Genomic DNA, 20153 nt, shown 5'->3' with positions numbered 1-20153 from the left:
AACCACCGCTTGGGCAGCTCAGTGACGGCCGCCCCGATGCCAGGTTGCGCGTACGCCAACCCCGCCTTGCGCAGCTCCGTCAACTGCAGTCGCCCTGCCGCCGACGCTAAGGGCTCTCAGAGCGACAGAAGGAACAGACCCACCGCCAAGCTCACCAAACCGACGACGGGATATATCTTCAGGTTTCTACTTCTTTGCGAATCAGCATGGTTGAAGAAGTCCACAAATGCCCCGAAAGCGCAGAACATGGCGATCCCGACAAACGGTACCGCCATGAAGAAATACCAGACGTCCATGCTTCCCCCACTCCTCCGCTTGCGGCGGAAGGTTACAGGCGCAGCGTCGCTCCTACAGCTCAGCCCACCACTCACCCAGCTCCCATCCCGTCCGCCGTCGACCCACACACCGTGGAGCGGGCGTGGTTCCTGGCGTCCAGGTGGAGCGCGCTACTGTACGAACGACCTGGACGCCAGGGGCCGCGTCTGCTCGGCTCTGCCTGGGTCGGCGGTGGACGGGATGGGAGCTCCCCACGCACGCCACCTACAGGCCCGCAGTCGGCGATGGCGCCCCCTCCATCCCGGTGCCGGCCGATCCCCCGCCGGAGGCATTGCCTTGACCGTCACCGCGCTATGCGGGCTCTACTCTCGGGCCGTTGCTTTGCTGCGGCCCCATGGGCCGGCCCCGGCGCCGAAGGCGCAGAGGGGCCGAGCCCAAGGGGCCAGCCCGCGCCTCGCGCGGGCCTTGATGAGGTAGAGAAACCTGTAACAGCTCTCGCCCTGGCCTGGGTCAAGCCGAAGGTACGTCGGTGGTCAGGAGTCGGCTCGTGAATCCGGCTTGGCACAGGCGCTCGTATGCCTCGAGCACGTTGGCGGGTACCGGTTGGCTGATCATGAATCCCTGCTCCGGGTAGATCATCAGCCGCTGGAGCGCACCGACCAGCATGTCGATCACCAGGCGGGCGTCACCGATGGAGTCGACGTACTCGTCGAGCGTCATCGGAGTGGAAGCGCTGACGATCTCGACTTCGGGCCAGAGCTTGCGTGCGGTGGCGTACGCTCGCCGCTCCTCGTAGGGCTTGCTGATCAGGAGCACCGAGGACACCTCGATGCCGGCCTCTTCCAGCACCTCGCGTGAGAAGCGGATGTTCTCGCCCGTGTTGCGGGCGCGTGGTTCGACGAGAACGGCCGTGCTGGGGACACCGAGCTCCAGTGCCCGTTCCTGGTAGTGGACGGCTTCACCGCGGGGCATGCGTTCCCGTGTCGTGGGGCTGGTGGCGCCGGTGAACAGGAGTAGGGGTGCCATGCCTCGCTTGTACAGGTCCACTGCGGTGTCGGCCACGCCCAGGTCGTGACTGCCGAGTCCGATGGCAACCGAGCACGGCCGGGGTGGGTGGCACATCTGGTGGTAGTCCCACACGCGCCGGGCGTCTGCCCAATCCTGTGTCGAGATCACTGCTGTCCTTCCCCGTCCTTCGCCGAGTCGGGCACCTTGAAGTCGTACTCCCACGCGAAGCGCGATGCCGCGTGTACCCCGATGGCGAACTCCACGACGGTGCCGTCGGCCGTGTAGGTCGTCCGATGCAGCTCGACGACCGGTTCGCCCGGCGGTAGCTGGAGCTGCTTCACCTCGTCCGGGGTGGCGGCACGGGCGAACAGTCGCTCCCTCATGTGATCGATCTCGTAACCCGCGTCGTACAGCACGCGAAATCCGCCGCCTCGGCCGGCGGGCCCCGGCGTGGGGTCCACCAGTCGCGTGCCCTCCACGTGTTCGGGCCGGTAGTAGCTGGTCAGGGTGTGCGTCGGCTGATCGCCTTCCTTGACCAGCCGCGCGCGGGCGTAGACCTCGGCGCCTTCGGGGAGTCCGTGTGCGGCTGCCACCTCCGGTGGCGCTACGACGCGGCTGACCGTCTGGGTCTGCTCGTTCCGGCGGTACCCCCGTCCGGAGGCCACGCGGTCCGCGATGAAGGCGACCTCGTCGCCGTCCCGCCACTTGGCCTTGTCGTAGCGGGCGATACCCAAGCGCTTGAGGGGAACTTGCTGGCGCACGACGGTGCCGTGGCCACGCGACGAGGTGACCAGGCCTTCGGCTTCCAGCGCCTTGTAGGCGGCATGCACGGTGGACTTGGAGCCTTCGCCTGCCTCGACAAGCGTTCTGATGTGCGGAAGCTGCTGGCCAGGGGCGTATTCACCCCTTCTGATCTGCTCGGCCAGCTTGTCCGCCAGCTCTCGCCACTTGGGCGCCATCTAGAACCCCTCTCGACGAAGTCTAGTGAAACATAGTCCCAGGACTGTTGACAGTCCTGGGACTGCGATGCACTATCTCTCCCAGTGGCTCGCAGTCCTAGGACAGCGGGCATCCTGCGGCCCTATCGGGCTGCTCCGACATCAACGCTGGGAGTACTGATGCCGTCCTTCAAGATCGACCTTTCGACCGCCGTGGTGTTCGTGGCGACCGCGCCGGAACCGAAGATGGCGAACAAGAAGACCGGGGAGCGGGCCTTGGACCGGGAGACCGGCGCGAGCCTGTCGACCGTGGGCCTGCTGGTCTCGGACGAGGGTGAGGGCAACCTCTACCAGGTGACCGTCCCGGAGACGGGTTACCCGGAGGGTCTGACGCCGGGCATGCCGGTGCGGGTGGTCGGCCTCAAGGCCCGCGACTGGGAGAACACCTTCAACGGCGAGAAGCGGCACGGGATCTCGTTCCGCGCGGTCGCGATCACCCCGGCGGCCTGACCATGGCTGACCTGACGATATGGCTGGAGGCCACGGGAGCCTTAGCGGGCGCCGGCGGCCTCGGGTACGCCAAGGTCCGGGCTCCGCGCGTGTACTGGTCGCTGGTCGGGATGCCGGTCACCTGGGGCCGGTTCACCTTCTCCTACCGGTCGACCATGGACGTGTGCGGGTTGACGGTGCAGCCGTCCGGCCTACGAGCGTTCGTGACCCGTAACGTCGCCCGTCGCGAGGTGCAGCCGGTACCGCCAAAGATCCGCCGGGTTCGTCCCACCTCGACCGGCCTGCGGGTCACGCTGCGTCTTCCGGCCGGGCTGGAGCCCGCCGACGTGATCGCCTCCTCGGAGCGGCTGCGGCACGCCTGGGGCGTGCACTCCGTGACCGTGGTGGAGACCAAGCCGGGGTTCGTGGAACTGCGCATGACCGGCTATGACGTGCTGCGCCGGGTGCGCATGCCGCGCCATGCCGCTCCGCACGACCTGGTGGTGCCGGTGGCACTGCGGGAGGACGGGACCGCCTTCGAGCGGGACTACCGCAAAGCCCCGATGGCGCTCACCCTGGGCGCGAACCACTCGGGCAAGTCGATGTACCTGCGGAACCTGATCAAGGGCCTGGCTCAACTGCCTGTGGCGCTGGTCGGGATCGACTGCAAGCGCGGTGTCGAGCAGCGGGCGCTCGCTCCGCGGCTGTCGGCGCTGGTCACCACCCCCGATGACGCCGCCGCGCTGCTCGCGGTGCTGGTGTCGGAGATGGAGGACCGCTTCGACCTGCTGAGCGGGCACGGCGTCTCCGACGTGTGGGAGCTGCCCGCCGGTCTGCGGCCGGTGCCGGTTGTGGTCCTGGTCGACGAGGTGGCGGAACTGTTCCTGATCTCCTCGAAGAAGGACGAGGAACGCCGCGAGAAGATCGTAACCGCGTTGATCCGGCTGGCACAGATGGCCCGCGCGGTCGGTATCCACCTGGAGATCTGCGGGCAGCGCTTCGGCTCCGACCTGGGCAAGGGCGCCACCATGCTCCGCGCCCAGCTCACCGGCCGCGTGGTGCACCGCGTCAACGACAAGCAGACCGCCGAAATGGGCCTGGCCGACGTCGCCCCGGACGCGGTGCCGGTCGCGAGCCTGATCCCGATGGAGCGTCCCGGGACGGCTGTCGCGGCGGACTCCACGGGCGGCTGGTCGAAGATCCGCACCCCGAACACGTCCCGCGCGGAAGTCGTCGCGACCTGCCGAGAGTTCGCCCACCTGGTGCCGGACTTTCCCGCCCTCGAACCGTTCCGCCCCTACGCGCCCGTCGAGGCGCCGGCGACCGGTCCGTCGCTGGTCAAGCCCCGCCCGGTCACCGACTGACACCGCCCGGGGCTGGGCGGCCGGACGCCTGCTCCCCGCCCGCCCCTGGCCCGACACCCCCTCGAAGGGAGGTGCCCCATGCCCCGCTCGATCCGCCCAGACGCCGTACTCGTCCAAGCCGTCATCGCCGGTGCGCTGTCCTTCGCCCACCTGCACGACCTCGCCGCCGCTGCCGGACAGACCGGCTGGAAGGCCTGGGCCTACCCGGTCTCGGTCGACCTGCTCCTTGTCGCCGCCTGGCGCCGACTGCGTACCGCCCGCCGGGACCGCTCGGCCTGGACCTGGTTCGTCATCGCCCTGACCGCATCCCTCGGCGCGAACGTTGCGACCGCCGGACTCCTCGACCTCGACCATGTGCCCGCCTGGCTGCGCATCCTCGTCGCGGGCTGGCCCGCGCTGGCCTTCCTCGGCGGAACCCTCCTGGTCCACACTCCCGCCGAACCGGCCGCCCCCGCACAGCCCGTGGACGACGAACCGGCCGCGCCGGAAGTCGAGATGCACCGCACCGACGAACCCGACCCCGCTCCGCCCGCGGCTCCCGCGCCGGAACTCTCACCGGCACCACCGCCACCCGTCCCGGCCGCCGTACCGATCGTCCCGGCCGCGTTGCTCGACCACGCCCGGAAGATCGCCGACGCACACCGTGCCTCGACCGGCGCACCGATACCCGCCGACGTCCTGTCGGCCCGGCTCGGCCTACCCGCCCCGATGACCGACGCCATCGCCGCGCAACTCCAGCTCACCTGATCGGAAAGGAACTCGTCTCATGTCCCGGTCCTTCGACTGCGCCGCCGACTTCATCGATGCCGCCCGCGAGATGGCAGTCACCGGCCGTCCTGCCCTGGCCCGGCTGCTTGCCGAGGAAGCCGCCGACCGCACCCCGGACGCCGACGCCGCCGCCCGCATCCTCGCCGCGTTCCCCGGCCCCAGCCTCCGACAGGAGGGCTGACCTCATGGCCGTGTACCGCCGCTTCCGTGACCGCGTCCGCATCGGCCCCGTGCAGGTCGCCACGTATTACGACGGCCGGGGCCGTGACCGGCACACCGCCGCCTGCACCGCCCCCGGCTGCGGCTTCTCCGCCAACTACCGGGACCGCGCCGGCGCCGAACTCGCCGCCCGTACCCACCGCTGCAAGGCATAGGAGGACCGCGCGTCATGGACGTTCCGCTCTGGCTCGCCCTGCTCGCCGTCGGCTTCCTCGGCGTCAAGCTCATCCGCCCGCCGTGGTGGCTCGTGGCCGTGCTCCTCCTGGGCGGCTACCTCCTCGCCGACAGCATCCTCGCTCCCGCCCTCGCCACCGTCGTCAAGTAAGGAGACCCGCTCATGTTCCGACCCAAGCTCCCGTCCATGCCCCAGCCCACCGGCCGGGTCACCCCACCCGCGGTCGTCGTCGAGCCGACCACCATCACCCCCGGCACTCCGACCTCGCCGCCTGCACCGGTCACCCCGGCTCCGGTCGCGTCCCGGCCCACGGTCCAGCTCACCCCCGGCAGCGCGCTCGCCCTCGCCGCCGGCGGTGGTGCCGTGGTCCTGGTCGTCGGCGCGGTCCTGGTCTCCATGCTCCTCGCGGTCGCCATCACCGGCGTGTCCGTCGCCCTGGTCGCCGTCGTCCTGCGCCTGCTCGTCAACGACATGCACAAGGGGCGGTGAGCCATGGAAACCGTGATCGCCGCCGCGTTACCGGCGCTCGGCTGGGCCGTCCACGGCGGACTGCTCCTGCGCCGCCTGGCCACCGCTCGCCGCGACCCGCTGACCGGCCTGCACACCCGCGCCGGATGGACCGCCCGCGCCGAACACCTGCTCACCCGGCACCCGGCCGCGCTGGTCGCCCTGATCGACCTGGACGACTTCAAGGCCATCAACGACACGTACGGCCATGCCGCCGGTGACGCCGTCCTCGCCGCGACCGCCCGCCGACTGCGCGACTGGTGCGGACGCCACGGCGTCGCCGCACGTCTCGGCGGAGACGAGTTCGTCGCAATCGTCACCGACCCCGCTCACACCCCCGGCGCGACCGCGCTGCAAACGGCCCTCGCCCGGCCTGTGGCCCATGACGGGCGCCTGCTGCCGGTCTCCGCCTCGGTCGGCTTCTGCCACCGCACCGACCTGCCGGTCGCTGCCCTCACCGACGCCCTGTCCCACGCCGACGCCGGCATGTACGCGGCCAAGGGCCACGGAAGGCGCAACGTCCACAACTGAACGGCCCCCGGAGCGGCCTCGGTCGCCAAACTTCCGCCGCTCCGGGCGCCTGCACCCATTCCAGATCCAACGGACCCGAAAGGGAGACCTCATCATGCCCCAGCACGCCCGGAACATACGTGTCTGCCGCGACTGCGACGGTTTCGCCACCGCCTCGATCACCACCGGCACTCGCCACGCCGACGGCACCCGCGCCACCCTCCGTGTCGCCTGCCCCGCCTGTAAGGGCACCGGCCACACCGCCCCCGCCGGTGTCGTCCGGGTCGGGAGGTGACCGCGTGACCGACGCCGCCACCATGGCGGGCCTGGACCCGGCCACCCTCGCCGACGTGCTGAGGCTGGCCGGGTCCACCGGCTTCGACCGCCTCCAGGACCAGATCCGCCGTACCGGCGGCTGCTCCGACCCCATCCACCTGATGGGCTCGACCGTCACCCGCGACGCTGCCACCGGGCACGTGCTGCACGCGTACTCGACCGACACCGAACCCGGCGGACGGCTCCGCGTCGCCTGCGGCAACCGCCGCGCCTCCCGCTGCCCGTCCTGCGCCTGGACCTATGCGGGCGACACCTACCACCTGATCCGCGCCGGCCTCGTCGGCGACCCCGCCAAGGGCACCCCGCACACGATCCGGGACCACCCGCGGGTCTTCGCCACCCTCACCGCGCCCTCGTTCGGCCCGGTCCACAACCGGACCGGAAACCGGCCCTGCCGCTGCGGCACCCGCCACAGCGAAGACGCTCCCGAGCTAGGCACCCCGCTCGACCCCGACACCTACGACTACGCCGGCGCGGTGCTGTGGAACAACCACGCCTCCGAACTGTGGCGCTACTTCACGATCTACCTCCGCCGCGAGATCGCCAAGCGCGCCGGACTCACACAGAAGGACGCCCGCGAACAGTCCCGCGTCTCCTTCGGCAAGGTCGCCGAGTACCAGAAGCGCGGGGCGGTGCACTTCCATGCCGTGATCCGCTTCGACGGACCCGACGGGCCCGACGACCCCCCGCCCGCGTGGGCCACCCTCGACCTGCTCACCGACGCGATCCATGCCGCCGCCGCCCGCGTCGGCGTCGACGTCCCCGCCGCCGGGGACCAGCCGGCCCGCACGCTGCGCTGGGGCACCCAGCTCGACGTACGACCGATCCAAGCCTTCGGCGACGGTGAAGAGATCAGCGAACAGGCAGTCGCCTCCTACGTCGCCAAGTACGCCACCAAGGCAGCCGAGACCACCGGTGCCACGGACGCCCCCGTGCACTGCCGTACCTGCCGGGGCACCGGCCGTTCCCCCCGCTACGACCGCGCCGGCTCAGCACTCGGCCGCTGCGCCACCTGTCAGGGCACCGGGCTGGGCGAAGACCTCGCACGCCTGGAGATCCCCGAGCACGCCCGGCGCCTGATGGCCGCGTGCATCGACCTCCAGCCGCTCTACCGCGATCGGCTGCTGGCTCAGTGGGCCCACATGCTCGGCTTCCGCGGCCACTTCTCCACCAAGTCCCGCAGCTACTCCACCACTCTCGGCGCCCTGCGCCAGGTCCGCGCCGACTACCGCGCCACCCAGCAACGCGCCGCCCTCGGCCTGCCCGACCCCGACGACGAGGAAGCAACCACCCTGACCCTCGCCCACTGGACCTACGCCGGCCACGGCCACACCCCCGGCGAGTCCTGGCTCGCCGCCAACATCCGCCGTGACATCCAGTACAACCGCGAAACCGCCCGCGAGGAACTACCCGCCCTGCTCGACCTGGAAGGAGCCGCCGCATGACCACCGTCGTCCCCGAACTGCTCACCGTGCCGGAGGTCATGGCGCGGCTGAAGGTGGGCAGGACCAAGGTCTACGACCTGATCCGCACTCACCGCCTGGCCTCCATCAAAGTCGACGGCTGTCGGCGTATCCCGGCTGACTCGGTCGGTGACTTCATCCGAGGTCAGATCGAGAGGGGCGCCTGATGGCCAAGAGGCGTCCCAACGGCGGAGGCACGATCTCAAGGCGGGCAGATGGCCGCTACATGGGCCGCGCGTACGTCACCGACACGGACGGCAACCGCGTCCGCAAGACCGTCTACGGTGCCACGTGGGACGAAGCCAACGAGAAGCTCGGCAAGCTCCAGGACCAGGAGCGCAACGGCATTCCGGTGCCTTCCCGCTCCTGGACGCTCGGCGAGTGGCTGTCGTACTGGCTGGAGCACATCGTGGCACCGGAACGTGAGCACAACACGTACGTCAAGTACGAGTCGAAGGTGCGGCTGTACCTGCTGCCGCATCTCGGCAAAAAGCCACTGGTCAAGCTCACCCCGGCGCAGATCCGCGCCTTCATGGCCGCGCTGAGACGTGAGCAGGTCGGCGCCTCCGCCCGCTTCGAGGTCCTCCGTGTCCTCCGCAACGCCCTCAACCGGGCCATCCGGGAAGAGCTGGTCACGCGAAACGTCGCCCTCCTGGTCGACATGCCCAAGGTCACCAAGGACAAGGGCACGGCGTGGAACGCTCGGGAGGCGATCGCCTTCCTGCGTTCGGCTCGTGCCCACCGGCTCTACGCGGCCTGTGTCCTCGTCCTGGTCCTCGGCCTCCGTCGCAGCGAGGTGCTCGGGCTGCGCTGGCAGGACATCGACTTCGAGGCCGGCCACTTCACCCCGGTCAAGCAAGTGCAGCGCGTCAAGGGCGTCGGCCTGGTCCTCAAGGACCTCAAGACGGAGTCCTCACAGGCCGTGCTCCCGCTTCCGGAGTTCTGCGCCCGTGCCCTGGAGGAGCGCCGGGAGCTGCAGGAGCTGGAACGGAAGATCGCCGGTGAGCACTGGTCGCAGGAACCTGACCATGACCTGATCTTCTCCTCCGAGCATGGCGGCATGATCGACCCGGTGGGCTTCTCCCGGACCTTCGAGCGGCTCGTGAAGCGCGCCGGCGTCCGCCGGATCACGGTCCGCCTCGCTCGGCACACCTGCGGGACCCTGCTCGCCTTCCTGAAGGTGCACCCCAAGGTCGCACAGGCGATCCTCCGGCACAGTCAGATCAGCATGACCATGGACGTGTACACCCACGTGGTCGGCGACAGTGAGCGGGAAGCGGTCGGCATGCTCGCCGAGCTGCTGGAAGATCCACTCATCGGCTGACCGCCGTTGGTGTCAACCGCTGGTGTCAAAAGACCCCCGGCCTGATGGCTCGGGGGTCTTTTCGCTGGTGGGGCTAACAGGATTTGAACCTGTGGCCTCATCCTTATCAGGGATGCGCTCTAACCAACTGAGCTATAGCCCCGCCGCGCTCTGCGGTGTGTGTCCCGCGCGCTGACTCCTGAAGATTAGCGCACGACCGGGGCAGTCCCAAAATCGGTTGTCGCGGGGCCCTCAGAACGGGCGGGGAGGCCGCTGTGAGCAGCTCACTCGTCCTCGGCCAGCGTCAGCTCGACACCGCCCACGAAACCCGCGGAGAGGTTGTAGATGAACGCGCCGAGCGTCGCCAGCGCCGTCGCCAGGACGACGTCGATGACCGCGATGATCGTCGTGAACATCAGGACGTTGGGCAATGACAGGAACGACTGGAGGTCGAAGCCGTTCGACTCGTTGGAGCCGGTCGCCTCGGAGATCGTGCTGCCGACCGTCGAGAACACGCCCATGGCGTCCATGACCATCCACAGCACCGCGGACGCGACGATCGTGCAGATGCCGAGCGCGATGGAGAGCAGGAAGCTGACCTTCATCACCGACCACGGGTCGGCCTTCGACACCCGCAGACGCGCCTTGCGCACGCGCGGGGTGGTGCGCGCCCCCGTGCGGGGACGCCGTACCGCGCCGGTCTGGCCGGCCGCCGTGCCGGCCTGCGCCGCGTAGGCCTGCGGCGGGTGGTACGGGCCCGCCTCCTGCTGCGACTGCCGTTCCCCCGGCAGCGGCGAGGCCGCCTGAGCGGCGGCGCCCTGGTCGGGCGCGGCCTGCTGCGGGCCTCGGGTGTCCGTCACGGTCCCCCCCTGGGATCCCTGCCTGCTGGACGAGGAGACACCCTTGACGGGCGCCTTGATCGCTTTGAGATTGGTCGTGTGCGGATCGGCCGCCGGCGCGGCGGAGCCACGGCCGCCGCCGTCCGTTCCCCTGTTGGTACCGGCCGGTCCGGCGCCCGTGGCTCCGCTCACGCTGACTCACTCCTCGTGCTACTCGGACGAGGGCGCCTCACCCTCGTCCGTGCCGGCGGTCGCGTCCCCGTCGGCGGTCTCGTCCACGGCCACGTCGCCGTCGACTTCCTCCGCCTCGCGTCCAGCCTCGGCGTTACGGGCGATGCCGACCACGGCATCGCGCTTGCCCAGATTGATCAGTTGGACGCCCATGGTGTCACGGCCGGTTTCCCTGATCTCGTTGACTCGCGTACGAATCACACCACCCGACAGCGTGATGGCGAGGATCTCGTCGGTCTCCTCGACCACCAGCGCGCCGACGAGGGTGCCGCGGTCCTCGACAATCTTGGCAGCCTTGATGCCGAGGCCGCCGCGACCCTGGACGCGGTACTCGTCGACGGCGGTCCGCTTCGCGTACCCGCCGTCTGTGGCAGTGAACACGAACGTACCGGGTCGAACAACATTCATCGAGAGCAGCTCGTCCCCTTCGCGGAAACTCATGCCCTTGACGCCTGAGGTCGCACGGCCCATGGGACGGAGTGTGTCGTCGGTCGCCGTGAACCTGATCGACTGCGCCTTCTTGCTGATCAGCAGCAGATCATCGTCGGACGAGACGAGTTCGGCGCCGATCAGTTCGTCGTCGGAACCGTCCTCCTGCTCCCGCAGGTTGATCGCGATCACACCGCCCGCACGCGGGGAGTCGTAGTCCTTCAGCGGTGTCTTCTTCACCAGGCCCGCCTTGGTGGCCAGGACCAGGTAGGGCACCGCCTCGTAGTCCCGGATCGCGCGGATCTGGGCGATCGTCTCGTCCGGCTGGAAGGCCAGCAGGTTCGCCACGTGCTGCCCGCGCGCGTCCCGGCCGGCGTCGGGCAGCTCGTAGGCCTTCACCCGGTAGACCCGGCCCTTGTTGGTGAAGAACAGCAGCCAGTGGTGGGTGGTGGACACGAAGAAGTGGTTGACGATGTCGTCTTCCTTGAGCTTCGTGCCGCGCACGCCCTTGCCGCCGCGCTTCTGGGCCCGGTAGTCGTCGGTCTTGGTGCGCTTGATGTAGCCGCCGCGCGTGACCGTGACGACGATGTCCTCCTCGGCGATCAGGTCCTCGATGGACATGTCGCCCTCGTAGGGGATCAGCTTCGTCTTGCGGTCGTCGCCGTACTTCTCGACGAGCGCGGCCAGCTCCTGGCTGACGATGCCGCGCTGGCGGACCGGGGAGGCGAGGATCTCGTTGTACTCGTTGATCCTCGCCTGGAGTTCGTCGTGCTCCTGGACGATCTTCTGGCGCTCCAGGGCGGCCAGCCGGCGCAGCTGCATCTCGAGGATGGCGTTGGCCTGGATGTCGTCGATCTCCAGGAGGTCCATCAGGCCCCCGCGCGCGATCTCCGCGGTGTCACTGCGCCGGATCAGCGCGATGACCTCGTCGATGGCGTCCAGGGCCTTCAGCAGGCCGCGCAGGATGTGCGCCCGCTCCTCGGCCTTGCGCAGCCGGAAGCGCGTACGGCGGACGATGACCTCGATCTGGTGGTTCACCCAGTGCCGGATGAACGCGTCCAGGGAGAGCGTGCGCGGCACGCCGTCGACCAGCGCCAGCATGTTGGCGCCGAAGTTGGTCTGCAGGTCGGTGTGCTTGTAGAGGTTGTTCAGGACGACCTTGGCGACCGCGTCCCGCTTCAGCACGATGACCAGGCGCTGGCCGGTCCGGGACGACGTCTCGTCGCGGACGTCGGCGATGCCGCCGATCTTGCCGTCCTTCACCAGGTCGGCGATCTTCTGCGCGAGGTTGTCGGGGTTGGTCTGGTAGGGCAGCTCCGTGACCACCAGGCACTGGCGGTTCTGGATCTCCTCGACCTCGACCACCGCGCGCATGGTGATCGAGCCGCGGCCCGTGCGGTACGCCTCCTCGATGCCCTTGCGGCCGACCACCAGGGCGCCGGTCGGGAAGTCGGGGCCCTTGATGCGCTCGATGAGCGCGTCCAGCAGCTCCTCGTGCGAGGACTCGAAGTTCTCCAGGTACCACTGGGCTCCGGCCGCGACCTCGCGCAGGTTGTGCGGCGGGATGTTGGTCGCCATGCCGACCGCGATACCGGCCGAACCGTTGATCAGCAGGTTCGGGAAGCGGGCCGGCAGGACGGTCGGCTCCTGGGAACGGCCGTCGTAGTTGTCCGTGAAGTCGACGGTCTCCTCGTCGATGTCGCGGACCATCTCCATCGACAGCGGCGCCATCTTGCACTCGGTGTAGCGCATGGCCGCCGCCGGGTCGTTGCCCGGCGAGCCGAAGTTGCCGTTGGAGTCGACGAGCGGCATCCGCATCGACCAGGGCTGGGCGAGGCGCACCAGGGCGTCGTAGATGGAGCTGTCGCCGTGCGGGTGGTAGTTGCCCATGACGTCGCCGACGACGCGGGCGCACTTGTAGAAGCCGCGCTCGGGGCGGTAGCCGCCGTCGTACATGGCGTACAGCACGCGGCGGTGCACGGGCTTGAGGCCGTCACGGACGTCCGGCAGCGCGCGCGAGACGATGACGGACATCGCGTAGTCGAGGTACGAGCGCTGCATCTCCGTCTCGAGCCCGACGGGCTCGACGCGCATGGCCAGGGCGTCGCCCTCGGGCGTCGTCACAGGAGTGTTCTCGTCGGTCATTGCTGGTGAAGGTCCTTCCTGGTGCGGTCAGCTGAGACCGACTCAGATGTCGAGGAAGCGGACGTCCTTGGCGTTGCGCTGGATGAACGCGCGGCGGGCTTCGACGTCCTCGCCCATGAGGACCGAGAACAGGTCGTCGGCCTGGGCGGCGTCGTCCAGGGTGACCTGGCCGAGGACCCGGTGCTCCTGGTCCATCGTGGTGACGCGCAGCTCCTCGGCGTTCATCTCACCGAGACCCTTGAAGCGCTGGACGGAGTCCTCGCGGACGCGCTTGCCGGCGTTGCGGCCCATCTCGATCAGCGCGTCGCGCTCGCGGTCGGAGTACGCGTACTCGAAGTCGTCCCGGCCCCACTTGATCTTGTAGAGCGGCGGGCGGGACAGGTACACGTGTCCGGCCTCGACCAGCGGCCGCATGAAGCGGAACAGGAAGGTCAGCAGCAGGGTGTTGATGTGCTGGCCGTCGACGTCGGCGTCCGCCATCAGGATGATCTTGTGATAGCGGAGCTTCTCGATGTCGAAGTCCTCGTGCACACCGGTGCCGAACGCGGAGATCATCGCCTGGATCTCCTGGTTCTGCAGGATCCGGTCGATGCGCGCCTTCTCGACGTTGAGGATCTTGCCGCGGATCGGGAGGATCGCCTGGTACTGCGGGTTGCGGCCGGACTTGGCCGAACCGCCCGCGGAGTCACCCTCGACGATGAAGATCTCGCACTTGGTGGGGTCGTTCGACTGGCAGTCGGACAGCTTGCCCGGCAGCGACGCCGACTCCAGCAGGCCCTTGCGGCGGGTCAGGTCACGCGCCTTGCGGGCCGCCACGCGCGCGGTGGCCGCCGCGATGCCCTTGCGGATGATGTCCGCGGCCTCGTTGGGGTTGCGGTCCAGCCAGTCGTTGAGGTGCTCGTAGACGACCTTCTGGACGAAGGTCTTCACCTCGGTGTTGCCCAGCTTGGTCTTGGTCTGGCCCTCGAACTGCGGCTCGCTCAGCTTGACCGAGATGATCGCGGTCAGACCCTCGCGGATGTCGTCACCCGTGAGGTTGTCGTCCTTCTCCCGCAGCAGCTTCTTGTCCCGCGCGTACTTGTTGATGAGCGAGGTGAGCGCCGCGCGGAAGCCCTCTTCGTGCGTACCGCCCTCGTGGGTGTGGATGATGTTGGCGAAGGAGTACACACCCTCGGTGTAACCGCTGTTCCACTGCATCGCGATCTCGAGGGACAGGTGCCTGTCCTTGTCCTCGGCCTCGAGGTCGATCACGGTGGGGTGCACCATGTCTCCCTTGCGGGAGTTGAGGTACTTCACGAAGTCGACGATGCCGCCCTCGTAGTGGTACGAGACGGCCTTGACCTCGTGCTTCTCGTCCTCGCCCGCCTCGTCCGCACCGGCGGTGGCCTTCGCCGACTCGCGCTCGTCGGTGAGGTTGATGCGCAGGCCCTTGTTGAGGAACGCCATCTCCTGGAAGCGCCGGGAGAGCGTCTCGAAGGAGTAGTCGGTGGTCTCGAAGATGTCGCCGTCGGCCCAGAAGGTGACCGACGTCCCGGTCTCCTCGGTGGCCTCGTGCCGGGCGAGGGGCGCGGTGGGGACACCCAGCTTGTAGTCCTGCGTCCAGCGGTAACCGTCGGTCCTGACCTCGACGGCGACGCGCGTCGACAGCGCGTTGACCACGGAGACGCCCACGCCGTGCAGACCGCCGGAGACCGCGTAACCGCCGCCGCCGAACTTGCCGCCCGCGTGCAGCACGGTCAGCACGACCTCGACGGCGGGCTTGCCCTCGGAGGGGACGATGCCCACCGGGATGCCGCGGCCGTTGTCGACGACGCGGACGCCGCCGTCCGCCAGGATCGTGACGTCGATGGTGTCCGCGTGACCGGCCAGCGCCTCGTCGACCGAGTTGTCGACGACCTCCTGCACCAGGTGGTGCAGTCCCCGCTCGCCGGTCGACCCGATGTACATACCGGGTCGCTTACGGACCGCGTCCAGGCCCTCGAGGACGGTGATGGCACTCGCGTCGTACGACGTGGCGCCCTCGCCGGTCGGGGCGCTCGCCGCGTCGCTGACGCCGGTGTCGGTGGACGGGATGTTCTCGTTGGGGTTGCCGGAATCGGCCACGAAGCGCCCTTTCTGGCACAGCACGAGCCGGGCTCGTCGGCAGGTTGCCGGAGCGGCTGCGGCATGTTGCGTTGGTAAGCCTTGATCAGCGTTGCTCAGCTTTTCCCGGGCGGTCCCCACGTTCGGGGCGGGATTGTCTTCCATTCTACCGGTAGCACTGACATCGATGGGGGTTTGCCGGTACCTGAGTCCGCATGTGCCGCCCTCAACCGGTCTCGCCCGACTCCCGATATACGGATGGGGGCTCCAAGAGCCCCACAAGGGCACTCAGCGCTTCGGGCCGTCAACCCTTGGCTACTTAGGAGTCAGGTGGCGATTCGCAACCGTGTGCGATGCCGCGACGAAACGGGCATCGACGGCCGGACAGCACCGCCGAGACGCATGATGTGATGTCCATCACGTAGGGCTGAAGGGTCCGAAACGGGCGCCCGATCACCCGTACGTGTCCCCGGGACCCGTGCTTCCCGGAGCGCGCAGAGGCCCGAAACGACGGGCGGGACCACCGGGGCCGACGACCTTGATCAGCCGCACGGTGCCATGCCCGAGGTCCTCGTTCAGACGCGCGACCAGGGTCGGCGCGAGCAGCCGCAGATTCGTCGCCCACGCCGTGGAGTCGCAGCGCACGACCAGCACCCGCTCGTCCTCGTCGTACCGCTCCGGCTCACAGTGCTTGGCCACGTCCTCGCCGACGATCTCCGGCCAGCGCCCCATCACGCCGCCCACCGCGGCCGGGGCCTCCCAGCCGCGCTCGCTGAGCAGCCGGCTGATCGCCGAACCCAGCGCCATCGGATCGCGCCGGTCGGCGCGCGCACCGGAGCGCAGGCCGCCGCGCCGCGCCTGCTTCCGCTGCTGCGCCGCGTCCCCACGCGCGCGTGCCGCCTCCTTGGCCGCGCGCAACGCCACGCGCGCGAGGTCGACACCGGACGGCTCGGGTGCCTTCCCGGCACCACTGCCGGGCGTGCCCTGCTCGGTCATACGCGCTCCACCGTCCCCTCGGACACGGCGAACCGCGCGCCCGCCAGCACATGGGGTACGTCGTCGTCGACCGCCGCGGTCACCAGAACCTGCTCGCCGGGCGCCACCAGCTCGGCCAGCCGCTCGCGCCGCCGCGCGTCCAGCTCGGCGAAGACGTCGTCGAGCACCAGCACCGGCTCGTTGCCCTCCGCGCGCAGCAGGTCGTAGGAGGCCAGCCGGAGCGCCAGCGCGTACGACCAGGACTCGCCGTGGGAGGCGTAGCCCTTGGCGGGCAACTGCCCCAGCTTGAGCAACAGGTCGTCACGGTGCGGACCGACCAGGGTGACGCCCCGCTCGATCTCCTGCTTGCGCGCCTCGGCGAGCGCGGCCATCAACTGCTCGAAGAGATCCTCGCGCGTATGGGCCTCACCGGGCGCGGACGGCCTGTACTCCAGGGCGACCGGTCCGCCACCGGGCGCGAGCTGCTCGTACGCCTTGTCGGCCAGCGGCTGGAGCGTGGCGATCAGGTCCAGCCGCTGCGCCAGGAGCTCGGCGCCCGCACGCGCGAGGTGCTGGTCCCAGACGTCGAGCGTGGACAGGTCCATGGTGCGGCCGCCGTGCCGACGCGCCAGCGCGGCCGACTTCAGCAGGGTGTTGCGCTGCTTGAGCACCCGGTCGTAGTCGGAGCGGACACCGGCCATGCGCGGGGAGCGCGCGGTGATCAGCTCGTCCAGGAACCGGCGCCGCTCACCGGGGTCGCCCTTGATCAGGGCGAGGTCCTCGGGCGCGAACAGCACCGTGCGGACGATCCCCAGCACGTCCCGGGGCCTGACCTGCGAGGACCTGTTGATGCGGGCACGGTTGGCGCGGCCCGGGTTCAGCTCCAGCTCGACGAGCTGCTGTCGCTCACCCTGACGGACCTGGGCCCGGACGATCGCACGGTCGGCGCCCATGCGGACCAGCGGGGCGTCGGAGGAGACCCGGTGGCTGCCGAGGGTGGCGAGGTAGCCGACCGCCTCGACCAGGTTCGTCTTGCCCTGCCCGTTGGGCCCGACGAAGGCCGTCACCCCCGGGTCGAGCGGGACCTCGACCCGGGGATAGGACCGGAAGTCGGCCAGCGACAGATGCGTGACGTGCATGGTCGTTCCGCCGATCTCCCTGACGTCGCGGACCGTGGAAACGGTCCTGGATGCGGTCCTGTGGATACGGGACGTGCCCTGTGGACTACTTCTTCTCGACCGCGTGGCCGCCGAACTGGTTCCGCAGCGCCGCGATCATCTTCATCTGCGGCGAGTCCTCCTGACGGGAGGCGAACCGCGCGAACAGCGAGGCGGTGATCGCCGGCAGCGGGACCGCGTTGTCGATGGCGGCCTCCACCGTCCAGCGTCCCTCACCGGAGTCCTGTGCAAAACCCCGGAGCCCGTCCAGGTGCTCGTCCTCGTCCAGGGCGTTCACCGCGAGGTCGAGCAGCCAGGAGCGGATGACGGTGCCCTCCTGCCAGGAGCGGAACACCTCCCGGACGTCGGTCACCGAGTCGACCTTCTCCAGGAGCTCCCAGCCCTCGGCGTAGGCCTGCATCATGGCGTACTCGATGCCGTTGTGGACCATCTTCGCGAAGTGGCCCGCGCCGACCTTGCCCGCGTGCACCGAGCCGAAGTCGCCCTCCGGCTTGAGGGCGTCGAACACCGGCTGCACCTTGGCGACGTTCTCCTTGTCGCCGCCGTACATCAGCGCGTAACCGTTCTCCAGGCCCCAGACGCCGCCCGAGACGCCGCAGTCGACGAAGCCGATGCCCTTGGCCGCCAGCTCCTCGGCGTGCTTCTCGTCGTCCGTCCAGCGGGAGTTGCCGCCGTCCACGACGACGTCACCCGGCTCGAGCAGCTCGGCGAGCTCGTCGATCGTGGACTGGGTCGGCCCGCCCGCCGGAACCATCACCCACACCACACGGGGGCCGCTGAGCTTGTCCACAAGCTCCCGCAGGCTGTGGACATCGGCGAGGTCCGGGTTGCGGTCGTATCCGAGGACGGTGTGACCCGCGCGGCGAATCCGCTCGCGCATGTTGCCGCCCATCTTGCCGAGGCCGACGAGACCGAGCTCCATCAGTTGTGATCCTTAGGTATGCGACGTGGCGTGTCGGCACGTACGTGCCGACGCCCGAGCCTAAACCCGGACGCCCGCGCACATCTGTGGGCATACGCGCTCATGCGCAGCCCTCACCTGCGGCTTTGCTCGGGATACCGGTCAGCCGCTGAGCCGCACCGGCATGATCAGGTACTTGTAGGCGTCGTCCGCCTCCGCGTCCACCGCCGGACGGCCGCTGAGCAGCGCCGGCTTGGTGGACGTGGTGAAGGACAGCTGGGCCACCGGGGAGTCGATGGCGCTCAGGCCGTCCAGCAGGAACGTCGGGTTGAAGGCGATCGAGATGTCGTCGCCCTCCAACTGGGCGTCGACCCTTTCCACAGCCTGTGCGTCGTCGCTGGAACCGGCCTCCAGGATGAGCACGCCCTGCTCGAAGCTCAGCCGCACCGGGGTGTTGCGCTCGGCGACCAGGGCCACGCGCTTGACGGCCTCCACGAAGGGGGCGGTCTCGATCACGGCGACGCTGTTGAACTCGGTCGGGAACAGCGTGCGGTACTTCGGGAGGTCGCCCTCCAGCAGGCGCGTGGTGGTACGGCGGCCGGCCCCCTCGAAGCCGATCAGGCCCTCGCCCGCACCCGAACCGGACAGCGCCAGGATCACCTGGTCACCGCTGGTCAGCGCCTTGGCGGTGTCCTGGAGCGTCTTGGCGGGCACCAGGGCGACCGCGGAGACCTCCGGGTTCTCCGGCTTCCACAGGAACTCGCGGACCGCGAAGCGGTAGCGGTCGGTGGAGGCCAGCGTGACGGTGTCGCCCTCGATCTCGATGCGCACACCGGTGAGGACGGGCAGCGTGTCGTCACGGCCGGCCGCGATGGCGACCTGCTGCACGGCGGAGGCGAAGACCTCGCCGGGGACTGTGCCCGTCGCGTTCGGCATCTGCGGCAGGGCCGGGTATTCCTCCACAGGCAGTGTGTGAAGTGTGAACCGCGAGGAGCCGCAGACCACCGTCGCCCGTACACCGTCTGTGGAAATCTCCACCGGCCGGTTGGGGAGGGCGCGGGAGATGTCGGCCAGCAGCCGCCCCGAGACGAGGACCGTGCCCTCCTCCTCGACCTCCGCCTCCACCGACACCCGCGCGGAGACCTCGTAGTCGAAGCTGGACAGGCTCAGCTGGCCGTCCTCGGCCTTCAGGAGCAGGCCGGCGAGGACAGGGGCCGGCGGACGGGCCGGGAGGCTGCGCGCCGCCCAGGCCACTGCCTCCGCGAGTACGTCGCGTTCCACCCGGATCTTCACTGTTGCCGCCTCCTGCTGTTGCCGGCGCTTCTCGCCCTGCCTGGCTTTCGTCGTCTGACTCGGTGTCGTCGGCCCCGGTGAGGGGAAGGACACCGGGAACAGTCTGACGCACCGCACTGACAGTAGGTGCCCCTCGGGGTCAAGTCGTGACGAGTGGCAGTCGGGGCCGAGACACCGAGTTGTGCACAGGGCCTCCTTCGAAACGGATTCCTCGCTCTCTCTAGTTGGGAGTAGTAGTAGGGCCTGTGGATACCGTGGATAACCTCGTTTCCGCAGGTCAGGTCGGGGATTTTGTCCACCGGTCCTGTGGGTGGAGGCCGTGGACAACTGGGCGTCTCTGTGGAGAACGGAAAGTTCTGCACATCCCGTACACAGGGAGGGGCGAGTTCTCCCCAGCTCCGTCCCCAGGTTTGAGGCTCTTTCCCACAGGCCCCTCCGGCAGGTCGGTGTGACGCCTTTCACTCGCCACGGTGAGAGAGTGCGTCGTGTTGCCGAACAGTGGACAGACATGTGGAGAACCGGGCGATCACTGGGGACAACCGCCTCCAGCCTGTGGGTTGCCCGTGGACAACTCGGTGCACGGGTTGCGGACCTCCAGTTTTTCCACAGCCTGTGGAGATCGCTTTTCCACGTATCCACACCCCGCTGAACTGGCCCGATGACTCCTGGACAGGCTGCCCTGTGGACAAGATCGGGACAACTTCCCGGTCCCCAGGATGTGGAC

Annotated in this window: 22 protein-coding genes and 1 tRNA gene; 12 read left to right on the top strand and 11 right to left on the bottom strand. The window is 69.2% G+C overall.

The window, feature by feature from the left end; translation table 11 throughout:
- Positions 1 to 116: 116 nt before the first annotated feature.
- The 3 genes from ACF1DX_RS13110 to ACF1DX_RS13100 form a co-directional block, all read right to left on the bottom strand.
- A complete protein-coding gene (locus tag ACF1DX_RS13110; RefSeq protein ID WP_391791270.1) occupies positions 117 to 296 on the bottom strand; it encodes a hypothetical protein in 180 nt (59 codons plus the stop codon).
- 490 nt (positions 297 to 786) lie between these two features.
- Positions 787 to 1452, bottom strand: coding sequence for a YdcF family protein (locus ACF1DX_RS13105; protein WP_391791269.1), 666 nt, complete (start codon positions 1450 to 1452; stop codon positions 787 to 789).
- The gene (locus tag ACF1DX_RS13100) at positions 1449 to 2243 is read right to left on the bottom strand and encodes a GntR family transcriptional regulator (protein ID WP_391791268.1); all 795 of its coding nucleotides are present in this window, start codon (positions 2241 to 2243) and stop codon (positions 1449 to 1451) included. Before ACF1DX_RS13100 ends, ACF1DX_RS13105 begins: the two co-directional genes overlap by 4 nt.
- Positions 2244 to 2402: 159 nt before the next feature.
- On the opposite strand from ACF1DX_RS13100, the gene ACF1DX_RS13095 reads away from it, so the two are divergent.
- From ACF1DX_RS13095 to ACF1DX_RS13040, 12 genes are all read left to right on the top strand, one after another.
- Entirely contained in the window at positions 2403 to 2732 is a 330-nt protein-coding gene (locus ACF1DX_RS13095; protein ID WP_381231848.1) for a hypothetical protein, read from the top strand.
- A gap of 2 nt (positions 2733 to 2734) precedes the next feature.
- On the top strand, positions 2735 to 4075 hold the full coding sequence (locus tag ACF1DX_RS13090) for an FtsK/SpoIIIE domain-containing protein (RefSeq protein WP_391791267.1): 1341 nt from the start codon (positions 2735 to 2737) through the stop codon (positions 4073 to 4075).
- 78 nt (positions 4076 to 4153) lie between these two features.
- Positions 4154 to 4822, top strand: coding sequence for a DUF2637 domain-containing protein (locus ACF1DX_RS13085; RefSeq protein ID WP_391791266.1), 669 nt, complete (start codon positions 4154 to 4156; stop codon positions 4820 to 4822).
- A 19-nt stretch (positions 4823 to 4841) separates the two neighbouring features.
- The gene (locus tag ACF1DX_RS13080; protein ID WP_391791265.1) at positions 4842 to 5024 is read left to right on the top strand and encodes a hypothetical protein; all 183 of its coding nucleotides are present in this window, start codon (positions 4842 to 4844) and stop codon (positions 5022 to 5024) included.
- 4 nt (positions 5025 to 5028) lie between these two features.
- The gene (locus ACF1DX_RS13075; RefSeq protein ID WP_391791264.1) at positions 5029 to 5217 is read left to right on the top strand and encodes a mobile element transfer protein; all 189 of its coding nucleotides are present in this window, start codon (positions 5029 to 5031) and stop codon (positions 5215 to 5217) included.
- A 14-nt stretch (positions 5218 to 5231) separates the two neighbouring features.
- Entirely contained in the window at positions 5232 to 5387 is a 156-nt protein-coding gene (locus ACF1DX_RS13070) for a hypothetical protein (RefSeq protein ID WP_106979371.1), read from the top strand.
- A 12-nt stretch (positions 5388 to 5399) separates the two neighbouring features.
- The gene (locus tag ACF1DX_RS13065) at positions 5400 to 5726 is read left to right on the top strand and encodes a SpdD-like protein (protein ID WP_391791263.1); all 327 of its coding nucleotides are present in this window, start codon (positions 5400 to 5402) and stop codon (positions 5724 to 5726) included.
- 3 nt (positions 5727 to 5729) lie between these two features.
- The gene (locus ACF1DX_RS13060) at positions 5730 to 6275 is read left to right on the top strand and encodes a GGDEF domain-containing protein (protein WP_391791262.1); all 546 of its coding nucleotides are present in this window, start codon (positions 5730 to 5732) and stop codon (positions 6273 to 6275) included.
- A gap of 94 nt (positions 6276 to 6369) precedes the next feature.
- On the top strand, positions 6370 to 6549 hold the full coding sequence (locus ACF1DX_RS13055; protein WP_391791261.1) for a hypothetical protein: 180 nt from the start codon (positions 6370 to 6372) through the stop codon (positions 6547 to 6549).
- A 4-nt stretch (positions 6550 to 6553) separates the two neighbouring features.
- Entirely contained in the window at positions 6554 to 8035 is a 1482-nt protein-coding gene (locus ACF1DX_RS13050; RefSeq protein WP_391791260.1) for a replication initiator, read from the top strand.
- Positions 8032 to 8220: a helix-turn-helix domain-containing protein gene (locus ACF1DX_RS13045; RefSeq protein ID WP_391791259.1), complete on the top strand. Its 189-nt coding sequence runs from the start codon at positions 8032 to 8034 to the stop codon at positions 8218 to 8220. Before ACF1DX_RS13050 ends, ACF1DX_RS13045 begins: the two co-directional genes overlap by 4 nt.
- Positions 8220 to 9377 (top strand): tyrosine-type recombinase/integrase, encoded by a 1158-nt coding sequence (locus tag ACF1DX_RS13040; RefSeq protein ID WP_391791258.1) that lies wholly within the window; start codon positions 8220 to 8222, stop codon positions 9375 to 9377. The genes ACF1DX_RS13045 and ACF1DX_RS13040 overlap by 1 nt, the downstream gene beginning before the upstream one ends.
- Positions 9378 to 9442: 65 nt before the next feature.
- On the opposite strand, the gene ACF1DX_RS13035 is transcribed toward ACF1DX_RS13040, so the two are convergent.
- The 8 genes from ACF1DX_RS13035 to dnaN all read right to left on the bottom strand — a co-directional run bounded on the left by ACF1DX_RS13035 (position 9443) and on the right by dnaN (position 19429).
- Positions 9443 to 9519 (bottom strand) — tRNA-Ile (locus tag ACF1DX_RS13035).
- Positions 9520 to 9640: 121 nt separating this feature from the next.
- Positions 9641 to 10387: a DUF3566 domain-containing protein gene (locus tag ACF1DX_RS13030; protein ID WP_391791257.1), complete on the bottom strand. Its 747-nt coding sequence runs from the start codon at positions 10385 to 10387 to the stop codon at positions 9641 to 9643.
- 18 nt (positions 10388 to 10405) lie between these two features.
- Complete coding sequence (gene gyrA, locus ACF1DX_RS13025; protein ID WP_391791256.1) at positions 10406 to 13000, bottom strand: DNA gyrase subunit A; 2595 nt, start codon at positions 12998 to 13000, stop codon at positions 10406 to 10408.
- Between the two features lie 42 nt (positions 13001 to 13042).
- Complete coding sequence (gyrB, locus tag ACF1DX_RS13020) at positions 13043 to 15103, bottom strand: DNA topoisomerase (ATP-hydrolyzing) subunit B (protein WP_391791255.1); 2061 nt, start codon at positions 15101 to 15103, stop codon at positions 13043 to 13045.
- A 432-nt stretch (positions 15104 to 15535) separates the two neighbouring features.
- Complete coding sequence (locus tag ACF1DX_RS13015) at positions 15536 to 16078, bottom strand: DUF721 domain-containing protein (protein WP_391791254.1); 543 nt, start codon at positions 16076 to 16078, stop codon at positions 15536 to 15538.
- Positions 16075 to 17196, bottom strand: a complete 1122-nt coding sequence (gene recF / locus ACF1DX_RS13010; RefSeq protein ID WP_391791253.1) for a DNA replication/repair protein RecF — start codon at positions 17194 to 17196, stop codon at positions 16075 to 16077. Before recF ends, ACF1DX_RS13015 begins: the two co-directional genes overlap by 4 nt.
- A gap of 85 nt (positions 17197 to 17281) precedes the next feature.
- On the bottom strand, positions 17282 to 18157 hold the full coding sequence (gene gnd, locus ACF1DX_RS13005) for a phosphogluconate dehydrogenase (NAD(+)-dependent, decarboxylating) (protein WP_030857037.1): 876 nt from the start codon (positions 18155 to 18157) through the stop codon (positions 17282 to 17284).
- Between the two features lie 141 nt (positions 18158 to 18298).
- Positions 18299 to 19429 carry a DNA polymerase III subunit beta gene (dnaN, locus tag ACF1DX_RS13000; RefSeq protein WP_030857039.1) on the bottom strand — a complete coding sequence of 377 codons (1131 nt, stop codon included), beginning with the start codon at positions 19427 to 19429 and terminating at the stop codon, positions 18299 to 18301.
- Positions 19430 to 20153: the final 724 nt, after the last annotated feature.

The sequence above is a fragment of the Streptomyces sp. NPDC014676 genome (assembly GCF_043084105.1).
Lineage (GTDB): Bacteria > Actinomycetota > Actinomycetes > Streptomycetales > Streptomycetaceae > Streptomyces.
The sequence above is the reverse complement of the archived record's forward strand: the minus strand, read 5'-3'. Positions and strand labels throughout refer to the sequence as shown.